The organism is Polaromonas sp. JS666 (assembly GCF_000013865.1).
In the GTDB taxonomy this organism is placed as follows: domain Bacteria; phylum Pseudomonadota; class Gammaproteobacteria; order Burkholderiales; family Burkholderiaceae_C; genus Polaromonas.
Genome location: NC_007948.1, coordinates 792600 through 809126 on the forward strand (window position 1 = coordinate 792600; position 16527 = coordinate 809126).

At 60.2% G+C, this 16527-nt stretch carries 14 protein-coding genes; 11 read left to right on the forward strand and 3 right to left on the reverse strand.

The window, feature by feature from the left end:
• The first annotated feature begins 188 nt into the window (after positions 1–188).
• The 5 genes from BPRO_RS03785 (at position 189) to BPRO_RS03805 (ending at position 6393) form a co-directional block, all read left to right on the forward strand.
• Positions 189–860, forward strand: a complete 672-nt coding sequence (locus BPRO_RS03785; RefSeq protein ID WP_011481731.1) for a c-type cytochrome — start codon at positions 189–191, stop codon at positions 858–860.
• Positions 861–1035: 175 nt separating this feature from the next.
• On the forward strand, positions 1036–3255 hold the full coding sequence (locus tag BPRO_RS03790; protein WP_011481732.1) for a cytochrome c biogenesis protein ResB: 2220 nt from the start codon (positions 1036–1038) through the stop codon (positions 3253–3255).
• Positions 3252–4649 carry a c-type cytochrome biogenesis protein CcsB gene (gene ccsB / locus BPRO_RS03795; protein WP_011481733.1) on the forward strand — a complete coding sequence of 466 codons (1398 nt, stop codon included), beginning with the start codon at positions 3252–3254 and terminating at the stop codon, positions 4647–4649. The genes BPRO_RS03790 and ccsB overlap by 4 nt, the downstream gene beginning before the upstream one ends.
• Positions 4650–4733: 84 nt before the next feature.
• Positions 4734–5732: a protein-methionine-sulfoxide reductase catalytic subunit MsrP gene (gene msrP / locus BPRO_RS03800; protein ID WP_011481734.1), complete on the forward strand. Its 999-nt coding sequence runs from the start codon at positions 4734–4736 to the stop codon at positions 5730–5732.
• Positions 5733–5742: 10 nt separating this feature from the next.
• Positions 5743–6393, forward strand: coding sequence for a sulfite oxidase heme-binding subunit YedZ (locus BPRO_RS03805; protein ID WP_011481735.1), 651 nt, complete (start codon positions 5743–5745; stop codon positions 6391–6393).
• Positions 6394–6446: 53 nt separating this feature from the next.
• On the opposite strand, the gene lysA is transcribed toward BPRO_RS03805, so the two are convergent.
• Both lysA and BPRO_RS30845 read right to left on the reverse strand, forming a co-directional pair.
• Positions 6447–7730 (reverse strand): diaminopimelate decarboxylase, encoded by a 1284-nt coding sequence (lysA, locus tag BPRO_RS03810; RefSeq protein WP_011481736.1) that lies wholly within the window; start codon positions 7728–7730, stop codon positions 6447–6449.
• Between the two features lie 182 nt (positions 7731–7912).
• Positions 7913–8152 (reverse strand): LPS translocon maturation chaperone LptM, encoded by a 240-nt coding sequence (locus BPRO_RS30845; protein ID WP_081430474.1) that lies wholly within the window; start codon positions 8150–8152, stop codon positions 7913–7915.
• Positions 8153–8164: 12 nt separating this feature from the next.
• On the opposite strand from BPRO_RS30845, the gene cyaY reads away from it, so the two are divergent.
• Positions 8165–8515, forward strand: coding sequence for an iron donor protein CyaY (cyaY, locus tag BPRO_RS03820; protein WP_011481738.1), 351 nt, complete (start codon positions 8165–8167; stop codon positions 8513–8515).
• Between the two features lie 79 nt (positions 8516–8594).
• Here the strand turns inward: cyaY and BPRO_RS03825 are convergent, their stop codons facing one another.
• Entirely contained in the window at positions 8595–11009 is a 2415-nt protein-coding gene (locus BPRO_RS03825) for a penicillin-binding protein 1A (RefSeq protein WP_011481739.1), read from the reverse strand.
• 268 nt (positions 11010–11277) lie between these two features.
• Here BPRO_RS03825 and BPRO_RS03830 point away from each other — a divergent pair, with 268 nt between their 5' ends.
• From BPRO_RS03830 to pilQ, 5 genes are read left to right on the forward strand one after another with little or no spacing between them, the layout of a single operon-like run.
• A complete protein-coding gene (locus BPRO_RS03830) occupies positions 11278–12357 on the forward strand; it encodes a pilus assembly protein PilM (protein WP_011481740.1) in 1080 nt (359 codons plus the stop codon).
• Positions 12354–13037: a PilN domain-containing protein gene (locus tag BPRO_RS03835; protein WP_011481741.1), complete on the forward strand. Its 684-nt coding sequence runs from the start codon at positions 12354–12356 to the stop codon at positions 13035–13037. The genes BPRO_RS03830 and BPRO_RS03835 overlap by 4 nt, the downstream gene beginning before the upstream one ends.
• Before the next feature lie 25 nt (positions 13038–13062).
• Positions 13063–13737, forward strand: coding sequence for a type 4a pilus biogenesis protein PilO (locus tag BPRO_RS03840; protein WP_011481742.1), 675 nt, complete (start codon positions 13063–13065; stop codon positions 13735–13737).
• Positions 13734–14285 (forward strand): pilus assembly protein PilP, encoded by a 552-nt coding sequence (locus tag BPRO_RS03845; protein ID WP_011481743.1) that lies wholly within the window; start codon positions 13734–13736, stop codon positions 14283–14285. Before BPRO_RS03840 ends, BPRO_RS03845 begins: the two co-directional genes overlap by 4 nt.
• A complete protein-coding gene (pilQ, locus tag BPRO_RS03850) occupies positions 14282–16435 on the forward strand; it encodes a type IV pilus secretin PilQ (protein WP_011481744.1) in 2154 nt (717 codons plus the stop codon). Before BPRO_RS03845 ends, pilQ begins: the two co-directional genes overlap by 4 nt.
• The last annotated feature ends 92 nt before the right edge of the window (positions 16436–16527 follow it).

A 16527-nucleotide genomic window follows, 5' to 3' on the forward strand; every position in this document is an offset into this window, starting at 1 on the left:
GGGCAGTCCTTCGAGGACGTTTGCATGCGGGGGCGCGCCTTGGCATGCGGTGAAGGGGCGTCAGCCAGCAGGTCGGTGGCCAGAGGCAAAGGGGGCAGGCAATACCGGGTAAGCGGGGGCGCCTCCAAGCCATTGTAAAATCAGAAAGTTCGAAGTTTTGTGCGCCAACCAATTAAAAACACCCCGATATGAAGCTGTTTGCTACTTCCCTACTGGCCGCCCTGCTGGCCGTGTCTGCCGTGTCGTCATTTGCTGCCGGCGAGGCGCCTGCACAAGGCGCGGCTGCCGACTCTGCTGCGGCGGCACCCGCCAAGGTCGCCAAACCTGACCTGGTCAAGGGCGAAGCCAGCTTCACCGCCGTGTGCGCCAGCTGCCATGGCGCAGATGGCAACTCGGGTACACCTGTCAACCCCAAGCTGGCCCAGCAGCACCCGGAATACCTGGTCAAGCAACTGCAGGAGTTCAAGTCCGGCAAGCGCAAGAACGCCGTGATGCAGGGTTTTGCCTCGGCGCTGTCTGATGAGGACATGAAAAATATCGCCTACTGGGTCAGTTCCAAGAAAGCCAAGACCGGTTTTGCCAAAGACAAGGAACTGGTGGCCCTCGGTGAGCGCATTTACCGCGGCGGCATCGCAGACCGCCAGATTGCCGCCTGTGCTGGCTGCCACAGCCCGACGGGCGCCGGCATTCCGTCGCAGTACCCGCGCCTGTCTGGCCAGCATGCTGAATACACCGCCGCGCAGTTGACGTCCTTCCGCGACGGCGCCCGCAAAAACAGCCTGCAAATGAGCCAGGTTGCCGCCAAGCTGAACGACCGCGAGATCCGCGCCCTGGCCGATTACATTGCCGGCTTGCGTTAAACCGACGGGTTTACCGGGCAGGGAAGCCCTTTTCCACAGAAAAGGACGCCAGATCGTCCGCTGTATTGAACCCAAGCCTCCAAAACCAATCACACCATGGCGGGTCTTTCTGATGAAAGTCCCGCCTTTTTCTTTTTGTTGACCTTCTGACCCGGCACACGGCCCCATTTCACGCATGACAGTTTCCACCCAAGGCATGAAAGTTCATTGGGGCTCCCGCTCCCTGCGGGCGTCCGTGGAGTTGCTGTCGTCCATGCGGTTTTCCATCTCGCTGCTGACCGTCATCTGCATTGCTTCGGTCATTGGCACGGTGCTCAAGCAGCAGGAGCCGCTGGGCAATTACGTGAACCAGTTCGGGCCGTTCTGGGCGCAGGTGTTCAGCCTGGTCAGCCTGAACACGGTCTACAGCGCCTGGTGGTTTTTGCTGATTCTGGCTTTTCTGGTCACCAGCACCAGCCTGTGCATTGCCCGCAACGCGCCAAAAATCCTGGCCGACCTGAATCACCTCAAGGAAAACGTCCGCGAACAAAGCCTGAAGGCCTTTGGCCACCGCGCCGAGGGGGCCTTGTCCGAGGCGCCCGAGGCGGCCGCCCGGCGCATTGGCCAGACGCTGGTGCAAAGCGGCTGGAAGGTGAAACTGCAGCACAGGCCATCGTCTGGCGGCTGGATGGTGGCCGCCAAAAAAGGCGCGGCCAACAAACTGGGGTACATCGCGGCACACAGCGCCATTGTGCTGGTGTGCGTGGGCGGCCTGCTCGATGGCGACATGGTGGTGCGCGCGCAGATGTGGCTGGGCGGCAAGTCCACCTACACCGGCGGCGGGTTGATTGCCGACGTGCCGGCCCAGCACCGCCTGAGTGACCGCAACCCGACCTTTCGGGGCAACCTCCTGGTGGCCGAAGGTACGCAATCGGGCACCGCCATCCTGAACCAGCCGGGCGGGGTGCTGTTGCAGGAGCTGCCGTTTGCGATCGAGTTGAAGAAGTTCATCGTCGAGTACTACTCCACCGGCATGCCCAAGCTGTTTGCCAGCGACATCATCATTCATGACAGGGAAACCGGCGAAAAGATTCCGGCACGGGTGGAAGTCAATCACCCGGCACGCCACAAGGGCATAGAGATCTACCAGTCCAGCTTTGACGACGGCGGCTCCAGTGTCACGCTCAAGGCGATTCCGCTGGCCCCCACGGCCAAGGCGTTTGAGATCCAGGGCACGATTGGCGGCGCCAGCAGCCTGACCAATGGCGCGGACAAGCTGACACTCGAGTACACCGGGCTGCGTGTCATCAACGTGGAAAATTTCGCGTCCGCCAGCACCTTGGGGGCGGGCTCGGGGGTGGATGTGCGCAAGGTTGACCTGCACCAGGCCATTGACACGCGGCTGGGGGCGGCCAACAAGACGGTGACCCGCAAGGATCTGCGCAACATCGGCCCCAGCGTGAGCTACAAGCTGCGCGATGCCGCGGGCCAGGCCCGTGAATTCAACAACTACATGCTGCCCGTCAAGATGGACGACGGCACGGACAGCCCGGCGGTGTACCTGTTGGGTGTGCGCGAAACGCCGGCCGACCCATTTCAGTACCTGCGCATTCCCGTGGACGCGGAAGGCAGCATGGACACCTTTTTGCGCTTGCGCGCCGCGCTGGCCGATCCGGTGCAGCGCGAACTGGCCGTCAAGCGTTATGCCAGCCAAGCGATTGGCGCCGACCGGCCGGAACTGGCGCAGCAGCTGACGGCGTCGGCCTCGCGCGCGCTGGCCCTGTTTGCGGGGGCTGGGCCTGATGGCGCGCCGTCGGGCAATGCCAAAACGCCGGCCGGCCTGCAGGCCATCTCCGACTTCATGGAAGCGAATGTGCCCGAGGCCGAGCGCAACCGCGCGGGCGAGGTGCTGATCCGCATCCTCAATGGCGTGCTGTTTGAGCTGACCCAGATGACGCGAGCGAAAAACGGCCTCAAGCCGCTGGCGCAGGACGACAAGACGCAGGGGTTCATGTCCCAGATGGTGCTCAGCCTGTCGGATGCCCATCACTATCCGGCCCCCATGGCCTTTGTGCTGAAAGACTTCACCCAGGTGCAGGCCAGCGTGTTTCAGGTTGCCCGGGCGCCGGGCAGGAATATTGTCTACCTGGGCTGTGCCTTCCTGATCCTGGGGGTGTTCGCCATGCTGTACGTGCGGGAGCGCCGGGTCTGGGTCTGGCTGGCCCCGGGTGGCGGGAATTCAGGTCATTCGGACAATTCGGGTCATTCCGGCGAGGGCAGCGGTTTGGCGCATTCAGTGCCAGAATCAGGCACCAGCAGCCTCGCCACGATGGCCTTGTCCACCAACCGCAAAACCATGGATGGCGACAAGGAGTTTGAGATGTTGAAAATGAAACTGTTGCAGGCGCCTTTATGAACACCCCCTCTGGTTACACCGCAGCCGTCAACACCACCACGCTGACGGCGGGGCGTCGTTCGGGGCAAGACAGTACGCTCGACCTGAATGAAGGCTATTTCGCCCGGCGTAACGCGCTGGACTGGGTGTTCGCAGTGTTGGTGCTGGCGGGCGGCCTGTACGCCTTTGCCCGTTACAACGCGTTCATGGATGTCTACGAAAAGGGCATCTTGCTGGCCGCCATGCCGGCCGCCATGGCCATGGGCTGGTTCTGGCGTCCCTTGCGGGTGCTGATGGCGGCCGTTACCGGCTTTGCCCTGCTCGGCATCATGTCTTACCAGGGGGACCTGGCGCGGGCGGAGCAGGTATTTTGGCTCAAGTATTTCCTCTCCAGCCAGTCGGCCATCCTGTGGATGAGCGTGCTCTTTTTCATGAGCACGATTTTTTACTGGCTCGGGATGTTTGCCGGGCGTGAGGGTTCGGGCCAGAGCGCGACGCTGGAATCCCTGGGCTCGAAAATCGCCTGGGTGGCCGTGGGCATGGCCTTGATCGGCACGCTGGTGCGCTGGTACGAAAGCTACCTGATCGGCGCCGACATCGGGCACATCCCCGTGAGCAACCTGTATGAGGTGTTCGTGCTGTTTTGCTGGATGACAGCGGCGTTTTACCTCTACTTTGAAGCGCAGTACGACACCCGCGCCCTGGGTGCCTTCGTGATGCTGGTGGTGAGTGCCGCCGTCGGATTCCTCCTGTGGTACACCGTGGTGCGCGAAGCCCATGAAATCCAGCCCCTGGTGCCGGCCCTCAAAAGCTGGTGGATGAAGCTGCATGTACCCGCCAACTTCATCGGCTACGGCATGTTCTCGCTGTCGGCCATGGTGTCGCTGTCTTACCTGATCAAACAGCAGGCCGGCGAAACCCGCTGGTACAAACTCACCCCCTTGTGGCTGCTGGGCGTGGTGCTGTGTTTCGTGCCAATTGTTTTCCGCAAGTCGCCCGCCGAGGTGGGCGGCGGCAATTACTGGGCCGGATATCTGCTGGTGTCGGGACTGATTGCCGGCGGGATTTTGCTGGGCCGCCAGCGCATTGCCGCGCGCCTGCCCAGCTTTGAAATACTGGACGACGTGATGTACAAGGCCATCGCCGTTGGCTTTGCCTTTTTCACGATCGCCACCGTGCTGGGCGCGCTGTGGGCCGCTGAGGCCTGGGGTGGCTACTGGAGCTGGGATCCGAAGGAAACCTGGGCCCTGATTGTCTGGCTGAATTACGCCGCGTGGCTGCACATGCGGCTGATGAAAGGCCTGCGCGGAACGGTCGCCGCCTGGTGGGCGCTGGTCGGTCTGGCGGTTACCACCTTTGCCTTTCTGGGTGTCAACATGTTCCTGTCGGGCCTGCACAGTTACGGAACCTTGTAGCCCCGAGCGGGTCCTGATAAACATCCATGTAAGAGTTGGCTGCGCAAACAGACTAACTGACAAAGTTACTTTCAAGGACCCCAGATGCTCATCAAGACGAATGCCAGCGGGTTTAACCACCCGGTTCCCAGCGAGATCACGCCGCAGGGCATCTACCAGTCCCGCCGCGAACTGATCAAGCTGATGGCTACGGGCGCGGCGGGTGCCGCGTTGGCCGGTTGGGCCGGCCGCGAGGCGTTGGCGCAGGCGGTGCCAAAGCCCGGCAAGCTGGCGCCATTGGCCGGCGGAAAATCGGCCGTCGTGGGTGCAGTAGTCATGGAAAAAGTCACCGACTACAAAGACGTCACCACGTACAACAACTTTTACGAGTTTGGCACGGACAAGGCCGACCCGGCCAAAAACGCCCATACGCTGGTGACCAAGCCCTGGTCGGTGGCTGTTGAAGGATTGGTCAAGGAGCCCAAAACCTACACGCTGGAAGACCTGATCAGGCTCAGCCCTCAGGAAGAGCGCATTTATCGCCTGCGCTGCGTGGAGGGCTGGTCCATGGTGATTCCGTGGGTCGGGTACTCGCTGTCCGAGCTGATCAGGAAAGTCGAACCGCTGGGCAGCGCCAAATACGTGGAATTCATCAGCCAGGCCGACCCTAAAACCATGCCCTTTGTCGGTTCCCGCGTGCTTGACTGGCCTTACGTCGAGGCTCTGCGCATGGATGAAGCCATGCATCCGCTGGCTTTGCTGACCTTCGGCATGTATGGTGAAGTGCTGCCCAACCAGAATGGCGCACCGGTGCGCATGGTGTTGCCCTGGAAATACGGTTTCAAAAGCGGCAAGAGCATCGTCAAGATCCGTTTCACCGACAAGGAGCCACGGACCGCCTGGAACAAGGCGGCCGCCCAAGAGTATGGCTTTTACTCCAATGTGAACCCGAACGTGGACCATCCCCGATGGAGCCAGGCCACTGAACGCCGCATCGGCGAAGACGGCCTGTTTGCCAAGAAGCGCAAGACCCTGATGTTCAATGGCTACGAGGCACAGGTGGGCCAGCTTTACGCCGGCATGGATCTCAAGAAGTTTTTCTGAAGGTTCCCAGATGATCTCGCGCCAAAGGCTGTTGCTGCATTCCGCCGCCAAGCCGCTGCTGTTCGTCCTCTGCCTGCTGCCTTTTGTCTGGCTGTTCTACGGCGCGCTGAACAACCAGCTGGGCGCCAATCCGGCTGAGGCGCTGATTCGGGCCACCGGTGACTGGACGCTGCGCTTCATCTGCATTGTGCTGGCGGTCACGCCCTTGAGGGTCATCAGCAACACGCCGGCACTGGCGCGGTTTCGGCGCATGCTGGGGCTGTTTGCCTATTTTTATGTGGTGACCCACCTGCTGAGCTACAGCTGGTTTGACATGGGTTTCGATGTTCCGGACATCACCAGGGATATCGCCAAGCGGCCCTTTATCCTGGTGGGATTTACCGCGTTTGTGCTGTTGACCCCGCTGGCCGCCACCTCATTCAATGCCGCGATCAAGGCCATGGGGGCCAGGCGCTGGCAATGGCTGCACAAGCTGGTCTACCTGATTGCCGGTTTGGGGCTGCTGCATTTCTTCTGGATGCGCGCGGCCAAGAACAATTTTGCCGAGGTGTTTGTGTATGCCGCCATCATTGCGCTGCTTCTCGGCTGGCGCGTGCAGCAGTCCCTGAAGAAAAAGAGGCCGCTGCCCATGCCCAGCGGGCGCGTCAAGCTATCGTCCTGAATGGCTGGCTGCATCGCCTGATGCGGGCGCCCCTGCCAGTGCCCTCGCTGGCTTTATTCGGCCACCAGCTGCTCATGGCGCATCTGGTCCTGCGCATCTTCGCGGCGGCGTATCAGGTGCGCCTGGCTGCCGTCGACCAGCACCTCGGCAGCGCGGCCGCGCGTGTTGTAGTTGCTGGCCATGCTCATGCAGTAAGCGCCCGCTGACAGCACGGCCAGCACGTCGCCCGCGTTGACCGCCAGAGGCCTGTCACGGCCTATCCAGTCGCCGCTCTCACAGACCGGGCCGACCACGTCATACGTCGTGGCGGGGGCGGGACCGCCGGCCACCGCCGGCACGATGGCGTGAAAAGCTTGGTACATCGCCGGTCGCGGCAAGTCGTTCATCGCCGCATCAATGATGCAGAAGTTTTTCTGCTCGCCGGGTTTCAGGTAGAGCACCTCGGTCAGGCAGATGCCGGCATTGCCCACCAGCGAGCGGCCCGGTTCAATCATCAGTTTCTTGCTGCCGTAGCCGCGCGCGTCGAGTTTGGCCAGCAGTTGCCGCCAGAGCACGTCGGCTTCGGGCGGGGTGTCGCCGTTGTAATTGATGCCCAGGCCGCCGCCGAAGTCGATGTGCTCCAGCTCTATGCCTGCGCTTTCAATGGACGCGACCAGGTCCAGCACCCGGTCCATCGCGTCGAGGTAGGGTGTGGTTTCGGTGATCTGCGAGCCAATGTGGCAGTCGATACCCGCAACCTGCAAGCCGGGCAAGGCCGCCGCGTGCTGGTAAATGCGCAGGGCATCCTCATGGGCGACGCCGAATTTATTGCCCTTGAGGCCCGTGGAAATATAGGGATGGGTCTTGGGGTCGACATTCGGATTGACGCGAATGCTTACCGGCGCACGCAAGTTCATCGCCGCAGCAACGCCTGACAGCACGTCCAGCTCGGCCTCGCTCTCTACGTTGAAGCAGCCAATGCCAGCCGCCAGCGCCTGCCGCATCTCGGCCCGCGTCTTGCCGACCCCGGAGAAGATGATCTTGTTGGCCTGGCCGCCTGCAGCGAGCACACGTTCCAGTTCGCCGCCCGAGACAATGTCGAAACCGCAGCCGGCCCCGGCAAACACTTGCAGCACGCCCAGCGAAGAGTTGGCCTTCATGGCATAGCAGATCTGCACATCGCGCCCCGCAAAGCCGCGCTGGTAAGCGGCCAGGGCCGACAGCATCGCCGCTTTGGAGTAAACAAATAGCGGTGTGCCGTGCAGGCTCGCCAACTCGCTGACCATCAGGTCTTCGGCAAACAGGTCATTGCCACGGTACGCAAAATGGGGGTGGCCGGGGAGTTTGTGGTCTGTCATGGATGAGCTGCTTGTCAATACGGGAGGTCTGGGGCGATTAATCTTAAGGAGGGCCTGGCTTGAAAGCCATGACAGATTCACGGCGCAAAGCCGAACCCGCCTTTGTTTTCAAGCTTCAAGCGGGCGGGTGCCTGTGTTCCTGCCACCCGATGGTGCGTATCTGGCGGCCGGGAAGGCAGAATTCATCGGGCGGCCGAGGCGGGGGGCGCAGGTATGACCCCCGCAGCGGGTGCACCGGGGTCGCCGGAGGGGAGGGCCGCAGCATTGGACACCTTGGGTGGCGCTGGAAGGAAGAGCGGGCCTTTCTGACCGCAGCCGGCCAGTGCCGCAGCGCCAACCACGACGGCAACAAGGCCATGCCTGGAAACAAAAGCCCGAAGGCGGCCTAAAATTTGAAGCCAGGAATGATGTGAAGAAACCATGATGGGATTGTAATGACGGACCTTGAATACCAGGACCTGGCCGAGAGCGCGCTCACGGCAATAGAGACTGCCTGCGACCGGATCAATGATGAAACCGACGCTGACATTGACAACCAGCGTACCGGCGGCATGATCACGCTGACATTTTCAAACCGCAGCCAGATCATCATCAACCTGCAAAAACCGCTGCAGGAAATATGGATGGCCGCCAAGGCGGGTGGTTTCCATTACAAGTTCCGTGGCAATCAATGGCTGGACACCAAGGATTCCAGCGAGTTCTTCACCGGTTTGTCACGTTACGCCAGCGAGCAGGCGGGTCAGCCGCTGGTGTTCAATGCACCTGTTCCGGTGACCGGCAAGTAGGCCTTCGGGTAGCGAGGAAGGTCGAATCCGCGCCGGTGCCGGCAGCGGGAGTCAACTGTGACGCCGCAATTTTTGTCCGTCAGTTCTTGAACAGATCCAGAATCCGTTTCTTTTCGTCAGAGGGTGGCAAGACCTGAATCGGGCCGCCCGGCGTGCCCGGGGCGGGCAGTTGGCCGGCGTTGACCGCTGCCGGATCCTGCGTTCCCACGCTGCTCACCCCCGAGCCCCTGGCGTACTCGTTGTAGTACCACTCGCCATTGACATTCACCACGCCTTCGGGCGCCGGGTATTCGGTGACCGGCACGCCTTTCAGGGCGTATTCCATGAAGTTGATCCAGATCGGCAGGCTCAGGCCGCCGCCGGTTTCCCGATCGCCAAGCTTTTTGGGCGTGTCGTAACCCATCCAGACGGCTGCCGCCAGGGTGGGCTGGAAGCCGACGAACCAGGTATCGATCGAGTCATTGGTGGTACCGGTTTTACCGAAGAGGTCGGGGCGCTTGAGGGTCGCCTGCGCTCTGGCGGCTGTGCCTGAGCGCGCCACTTCCTGCAACAGGCTGTCCATGATGAAGGCGTTGCGGGCATCGATGGCCCTGGCGGACTCATCCAGGACGGGCGGTGTGGTTTCGAGCAGCACCTTGCCGCGCTGGTCGGTGATCTTGGTCACCAGGTAGGGGTTGACGCGGTAGCCGCCATTGGCAAACACCGAATAAGCCGTGGCCATTTGCATGGGCGTGACGGAGCCGGCGCCCAGTGCCATGGTCAGGTACGCCGGATGTTTTTCAGCTTCAAAGCCGAAGTGGGTGATCCAGTCCTGTGCATACTGCGCGCCCACCGACTGCAGAATGCGGATGGAAATCATGTTTTTTGATTTTTTCAGGCCGGTCCGTAAATTCATGGGCCCCTCGAAGGTGCCGTCATAGTTCTTGGGCTCCCATGGCTGGCCGCCGGTCACGCCGGCGTCAAAAAACAGGGGCGCGTCGTTGACCACGGTGGCCGGCGTGAAGCCTTTTTCCAGGGCAGCCGAATAGATGAAGGGCTTGAAGCTGGAGCCCGGTTGCCGCCAGGCCTGGGTCACATGGTTGAACTTGTTCTTCTCAAAATCAAACCCGCCCACCAGCGCGCGAATGGAGCCATCACGCGGGTCCAGCGCCACAAAAGCCCCTTCGACCTCAGGCAGCTGGGTGATCTCCCAGGTGTTTTTTGGCGTTTTGGCCACCCGGATCAGGGCGCCACGGCGAATTTTGATGCTGGGGCCCGCCTTGTCGGCCAGGCCGGATTGCGCCGGCCGAAGCCCTTCGCCGGTGATTTCAACCGTCTCGCTGTTCTGGCGCATCGCGAGAATCCGCTTGGGAGTGGCTTCCAGCACCACCGCCGACATCACGTCGCCGTTGTCGGGGTTGTCGGTCAGTGCGTCGTCAATCGCATCTTCCGTCTCCTGCGGGTTGGCCGGAAGGTCGATGAACTTCTCAGGACCGCGGTAAATTTGCCGGCGCTCGTAGTCCATGATGCCCTTGCGCAAGGCCTTGTAAGCTACTGTCTGGTCGGCGGCGCGCAAGGTGGTGTAGACATTGAGGCCGCGTGTATAGGTTTCGTCGCCATACTGGTTATGGACCAGCTGGCGTACGGTTTCAGCGACATATTCGGCATGCACCCGGCCGTTATCGCGCCCGACCCTGACCTGGAGCTCTTCCTCTTTGGCTGCCTTGGCCTGCTCTGCCGTGATGAAGCCGTTCTCCTGCATGCGCTCAATGATGTAGAGCTGGCGGGCTTTCGCGCGCTTGGGGTTGACGATCGGGTTGTACGCCGAGGGCGCTTTGGGCAGGCCGGCCAGCATGGCGGCTTCGGCGATCGAGATGTTTTTGAGGGGCTTGCCAAAGTAGGCCTCCGAAGCCGCGGCAAAGCCGTAGGCCCGGTTTCCCAGAAAAATCTGGTTCATGTAGATTTCGAGGATCTGATCCTTGGTCAGCAGGTGCTCCAGCTTGAACGTCAGCAGGATTTCATAAATCTTGCGCGTATAGCTCTTTTCGGCAGACAGGTACACATTGCGGGCCACCTGCATGGTGATGGTGGAGGCGCCCTGGCTTTTTGCACGGCCCACATTGGCAAAGCCGGCGCGGATCACACCAAGATAGTCCACGCCGCCATGCGAAAAAAAGCGGGCATCTTCGATCGCCAGCACGGCGTCCTTCATGACCTGGGGGATGTCTTTGATGGGCGTGAGGTTGCGGCGTTCTTCGCCAAACTCGCCAATCACCACGCCATCTGCGGAATACACACGCAGCGGCAACTTGGGCCGGTAGTCCAGCAAATCCGAGATGTCCGGCAGGTTGGGGTAGGCCACCGACAGGGCGACGGCTACAAACAGAAGGATGCCGACCACCCCCGCGACTGCCAGCCCGGCGCCCCACAAAACCAGCTTGATCAGCCAGCGTTGCCAGGAGGGCTGCATCACCGCGTGGGAGTTTGAGTTCGAAGAGGAGGGCTTGGAGGACATGTAGGCAATCGTAAAGTCGCGAAGCTATTATAAAAATCCCTGAAACACGTACCTGTCCGGCGCTGCTCAGAACGCCGTACTTTTACGTTTGCAGACATTGCTTCGCTGCAGTTGCTGTCGGTGCGGTCTGTCAAAACCGTCTGCTTTTGACAACGCTCTGGGTGTCTGAAATGAGAAAAATCCTTACAGCACAAAGAGCTTACTGCTACTATTCAAGTGATTTCTTAAGTATGCAGGGCTACATATTAGCCGTCATTTGGGGACCGCCTTGATCTCTTTGGGATCGTTATTCAACAGTCAGGAGCCCGCTCTGCTGGGCCTCGATATCAGTTCGTCCAGCGTCAAGCTGGTGGAGTTGAGCCGTGACAAGGCGGGCAACCTGGTGCTTGACCGCTGTGCGATAGAGCCGCTGGAGCGCGGCTGGATCACTGATGGCAATGTCGAGAAATTCGACGAAGTTGCCGAGGCGGTGCGCCGGCTGGTCAAAAAGAGCGGAACGCGCACCAAAAACGTGGCCATGGCACTCCCTGCCTCGGCGGTGATTACCAAGAAGATCATCCTGCCGGGCGGCCTGAGCGATTCCGAACTTGAGCTTCAGGTCGAAACCGAAGCCAATCAGTACATACCCTTTTCGCTCGATGAGGTCAGCCTGGATTTCTGCGTGGTGGGGCCCAGCGCCACTTCGAGTGGCGACGTCGAGGTCCTGATTGCCGCTTCGCGCAAGGAAAAAGTGCAGGATCGGCAGGGGCTGGCTGAGGCCGCCGGGCTGAAACCCATTGTGATCGATGTCGAGTCTTACGCCTCGCGGCTGGCGACCGCGCGGCTGATCGAGAGTCTGCCCAACAAGGGGGTGGATACGCTGGTTGCCCTGTTTGAAGTGGGCGCCTTGACCACCAGCATGCAGGTCATCAAGAACGATGAGGTGCTGTACGAGCGCGACCAGGCCTTTGGCGGCGCGCAACTCACTCAGCTGATTGTTCGTCAATACGGTTTTTCGTCCGAAGAGGCGGAGAGTAAAAAGCGCAGCGGCGACCTGCCGGAAGATTACGAATCGGGTGTCCTGAAACCTTTTGTCGAGAGCATGGCCCAGGAAATCGGCCGGGCACTCCAGTTCTTCTTCACCAGCACGCCCCATAACAAAGTCGATTACGTGATGCTGGCGGGCGGCTCATCCGCATTGCCTGGGCTCAATGATGCCGTCACGCAGCAGACTTCCTTTGCCTGCCTGCTGGCCAATCCCTTTGAAGGCATGGAGTTGGGTAGCGATGTCCGGGAAAAGAAAATGCGGCGTGAAGCGTCATCTTATTTGACGTCTTGCGGCTTGGCCTTGCGGAGGTTTGTGCAGTGATTCTGATCAATCTGCTCCCGCACCGGGAGGCTGCGCGCAAACGCAGGCGCGAGGTGTTTTATGCGACCTTGGGCGTTGCCGCGCTGGCGGGTGTGCTGATTTCCGGCGCTGTGTACACCTGGTATCTGGCTCAAATTGAAAGTCAGCAGACAAAAAACAACTTTCTGAAAACGGAAATCACCCGTCTTGAAGGTCAGATCAAGGAGATCGCAACCTTGCAGGCGGAGATCGCCGCGCTGAGGGCTCGCCAGAATGCAGTGGAAGATTTGCAGGGAAACCGCAACCTGCCGGTTTACCTGCTCAGTGAATTGGTCAAGCAATTGCCTGATGGCGTCTATATCAACAGCATGAAGCAGGACAACCAGACCGTCCTGATCATCGGTGTTGCGCAATCCAACGAGCGGGTTTCCGAACTGTTGCGCAATCTGGCCAACAACAGCCCCTGGTTGACCAAGCCGGAACTCGTGGAAATCACCGCCGGCTCGGTCACGCTGAGCCAGCGTGACCAGCGGCGGGTAGCCAACTTCTCCATGCGCGTGGGGCTCAAACGGGCCAGTGATCCGAAAGCTGCAAGTTCTGCGGCCTCAAGTTCAGTAGCTGGGCCTGCGCTTCCTGCGGCGTCTTCTGCCGTAGCCAAGCCAGCTCCCGTCGCCTCGGCGTCGGCAGCGGCCAAGATATGAAGACCAAGGTTGAACGAGACTGATCATGGCAAAAAAACCAAAATCTTCTGTCGATTTCGGCGGTATTCAACGCAGCCTGAAAGCCCAGTTCAGCGGGCTGGATCCGAATGATCCAACCTCGTGGCCGGCTTTGCCGCGCTTCCTGCTATGCCTTGCCGTTACGGTGCTGGTGGTCGTTGCCATCTGGTTTTTAGGCTTGAACGCCTCTGACGAAGAGTTGACGGCGGAAAAAGCAAAAGAAGTTCAGCTCAGGGACGACTACAAGAAGAAGCTTGTGCAGGCCGTCAATCTGGAGGCCCTGAAGAAACAGCGTGAACAGGTCCAGCAATACGTGACGCAGCTTGAAAAGCAGCTGCCCAGCAAAGCTGAGATGGATGCCCTGCTGTCTGATATCAATCAGGCCGGACTGGGGCGCAGCCTGCAGTTTGAGTTGTTTCGCCCGGGTCAGGTGAGCGTCAGGGAGTATTACGCGGAATTGCCGATTGCGGTGCGCGTGTCGGGGCGCTATCACGATCTTGGCGCGTTTGCGGCGGATATTGCCAATCTGTCCCGTATCGTCACCCTGAACAATCTGAGTATCCTGCCGGCCAAGGATGGCAATCTGACAATGGATACCACGGCCAAGACTTTCCGTTACCTCGACGGTGACGAGGTGGCCTTGCAGCGCAAGAGCGCTCCCGCCAAGGGGGCCAAGAAATGAGACTCAATCGCCCTGCATTGATCGTCAGTTTGACGCTGGTTTTTCTCGGAATGGCCGGTTGCAGTTCTTCCGAACAGGAAGAACTGCAGCAGTGGATGGTGGATCAGCGAAACGCAACCAAGCCCAAGGTTGATCCTTTGCCGGAGCCCACCAAGTTCACGCCGCAAGCCTATAACCAGGAAGGTTCAATAGAGCCTTTCAGCAACCAGAAACTGACACAGGCCTTGAAGCGCGAATCCAATCGGGGGACGGCCAACGCGGCCCTGGTAGCCCCTGAGCTAAGCCGGCGCAAAGAACCGCTGGAGTCGTCCCCTCTGGACGCCGTGGTCATGGTCGGCAGCCTGATCAAGGTCGGCTTGCCTGTGGCACTGGTGCGGGTCGACAACCTCATTTACCAAGTCCGTGCGGGTAACTATCTGGGCCAGAACTACGGCCGTATTACCAAGGTGACCGAAACAAGTATTGCCCTGCGGGAAATCGTGCAGGACGCGGCGGGCGAATGGATAGAGCGGCCAGCGACATTACAGTTATTAGAGGGATCAAAATGAACAAGCAGACATTGGCATCAAAGGCAGGGGCGATGCGAGGCGGCCTGCAACGTTTGCTTGGATGCGTGCTGCGTGGCGCTTCCCTGAGTGTGGCGCTGATGGCGGGCGCGCTGCCCTCCATGGCGCAGGCGCAAAATGCCATCCAGTCCCTTTCGGGCTCGGTGCAGGGCGGCGCGGAAGTGATCCGCATTGATCTGGCCGAACCACTTGCGGCCGTACCCACGGGCTTCAGTATCCAGGCGCCTGCGCGCATCGCGCTTGACTTCCCGGGTGTCAGCAATTCCATGGGACGCTCTGCGGTCGACCTCAACCTCGGAAATCTGCGCTCCGCGAACGTGGTGCAGGCGGGGGAGCGGACGCGGGTTGTGCTCAATCTGAAGGCGCCCACGGCCTACAAGGCCGAGATACAGGGCAAATCCTTGCTGATCACCCTGGAGCCGGCGACTTTGGCCGCGCCCTCTGCGGCGGCGACGCCGGTGTTTGCCGAGAGCCGCAATCGCGACGTCCTGCCGCTCAAGGATATCGATTTCCGCCGTGGCGCGGACAGCGCGGGGCGCGTGGTTGTGGACCTTGCCAACAACCAGGTCGGCGTGGATATTCGCCAGCAGGGCCAGACCCTGGTGGTCGAGTTCCTGAAAACGGCTCTGCCCGAGGGCTTGCGCCGTCGTCTGGATGTGGCTGATTTCGGCACACCGATCCAGACTGTCACCACGTTCCAGACCGGTGACAAAGTGCGAATGGTCGTGGAGCCCAGAGGCACATGGGAGCACAGTGCCTACCAAAGCGACAACCAGTTCGTGCTGGAAGTGCGTCCGCAGAAACTCGACCCCAACAAGCTCAGTCAGGGCCCTGGCTACACCGGTGAGAAGCTGTCCCTGAATTTCCAGAATATTGAACTCCGCTCGCTGCTGCAAGTTATTGCGGACTTCACCAACTTCAATATCGTTACCTCCGATACCGTGACAGGTTCCGTGACGCTACGCTTGAAAGACGTTCCCTGGGATCAGGCGCTGGACATTATTTTGCAGGCCAAGGGATTGGGCATGCGTAAAACGGGCAATGTCTTGCTGATCGCCCCCAAGGACGAGCTTGCAGCGAAGGACAAGCAGGACCACGAGTCAAGAAATGCCATCCAGAGCCTGGAAGCGCTCCGTACCCAGGACTTCAAGCTGAACTATGCGAAGGCGACAGACATCGCCGCGGGATTGTTGGGCAGCAGTGGCCCAGGTGCCACCAAGATCCTGTCGGCCCGGGGTAGCGTGATCTCGGAATCGCGTACCAATCAACTGTTTGTGACCGACATACCGGCCAAACTTGAGCAGGTTCAGGCTTTGATTGCCAAACTGGATATTCCCGTACGCCAGGTGCTGATCGAGGCGCGCATCGTTGAGGCATCGGACACTTTCGGTAAATCGTTGGGTGTCAGGCTAGGCGGGCGGCCATTCACCTTGAACGGAAACCGCAACGCCATGTTTGGCGCCACCTACATCGCGCCGGACATTACGGCTACATCAGGAGCAGTTCGTGGGCAGAACTTTGGAACGACTGCGGGCGACTTTGTGCAGTTGCCTGGCGTCGGGCAGAATGGCTACCCGGCATCCACTTTCGCTATCTCCCTGTTTAACTCTTCGGTGACAAGGTTGTTAAATCTCGAGATTTCGGCGGCAGAAGCTGACGGAAAAGGAAAAATCGTGTCCAGTCCCCGCATCGTGACGGCGGACCAGGTCAAGGCGCTGATCGAGCAGGGTACTGAATTGCCCTATCAGCAGGCAACCTCCAGCGGCGCGACCTCGATTGCCTTCCGCAAGGCCAACCTGAAGCTCGAGGTAACCCCTCAGATCACGCCAGAGGGAAACATCATCCTGAATGTGGATGTCAACAAGGACAGTGTGGGCCGGGCCACGGCCAACGGTTTTGCCATCGACACCAAGCACATCCAGACGCAGGTGTTGGTGGAAAACGGCGGCACGGTGGTGATCGGTGGCATTTTTGAGCAGAACGACAGGGAAGATGAGACCAAGGTTCCCCTGCTGGGCGACTTGCCGGCCATTGGCAACCTGTTCAAAACCAAAACCCGTACGGCCAGCAAGTCTGAACTGCTGGTGTTCATCACCCCCAAGATGCTGACGAACGGGGCTGCGCTGCGCTGAGAGTGTCCACCCTGGACGCGCCAATAAAACGTAAAGTCGCTTGAGAAGAAAAGCTGGCATCGCCCGGGCGGATGTCAGCTTTTCTCTTTGTT

Coding starts and splice junctions, on each gene's coding strand:
- BPRO_RS03785 (WP_011481731.1), top strand. CDS start 189: ATGAAGCTGTTTGCTACTTCCCTACTGGCCGCCCTGCTGGCCGTGTCT.
- BPRO_RS03790 (WP_011481732.1), top strand. CDS start 1,036: ATGACAGTTTCCACCCAAGGCATGAAAGTTCATTGGGGCTCCCGCTCC.
- ccsB (WP_011481733.1), top strand. CDS start 3,252: ATGAACACCCCCTCTGGTTACACCGCAGCCGTCAACACCACCACGCTG.
- msrP (WP_011481734.1), top strand. CDS start 4,734: ATGCTCATCAAGACGAATGCCAGCGGGTTTAACCACCCGGTTCCCAGC.
- BPRO_RS03805 (WP_011481735.1), top strand. CDS start 5,743: ATGATCTCGCGCCAAAGGCTGTTGCTGCATTCCGCCGCCAAGCCGCTG.
- lysA (WP_011481736.1), bottom strand. CDS start 7,730: ATGACAGACCACAAACTCCCCGGCCACCCCCATTTTGCGTACCGTGGC.
- BPRO_RS30845 (WP_081430474.1), bottom strand. CDS start 8,152: ATGGTTTCTTCACATCATTCCTGGCTTCAAATTTTAGGCCGCCTTCGG.
- cyaY (WP_011481738.1), top strand. CDS start 8,165: ATGACGGACCTTGAATACCAGGACCTGGCCGAGAGCGCGCTCACGGCA.
- BPRO_RS03825 (WP_011481739.1), bottom strand. CDS start 11,009: ATGTCCTCCAAGCCCTCCTCTTCGAACTCAAACTCCCACGCGGTGATG.
- BPRO_RS03840 (WP_011481742.1), top strand. CDS start 13,063: ATGGCAAAAAAACCAAAATCTTCTGTCGATTTCGGCGGTATTCAACGC.
- BPRO_RS03845 (WP_011481743.1), top strand. CDS start 13,734: ATGAGACTCAATCGCCCTGCATTGATCGTCAGTTTGACGCTGGTTTTT.
- pilQ (WP_011481744.1), top strand. CDS start 14,282: ATGAACAAGCAGACATTGGCATCAAAGGCAGGGGCGATGCGAGGCGGC.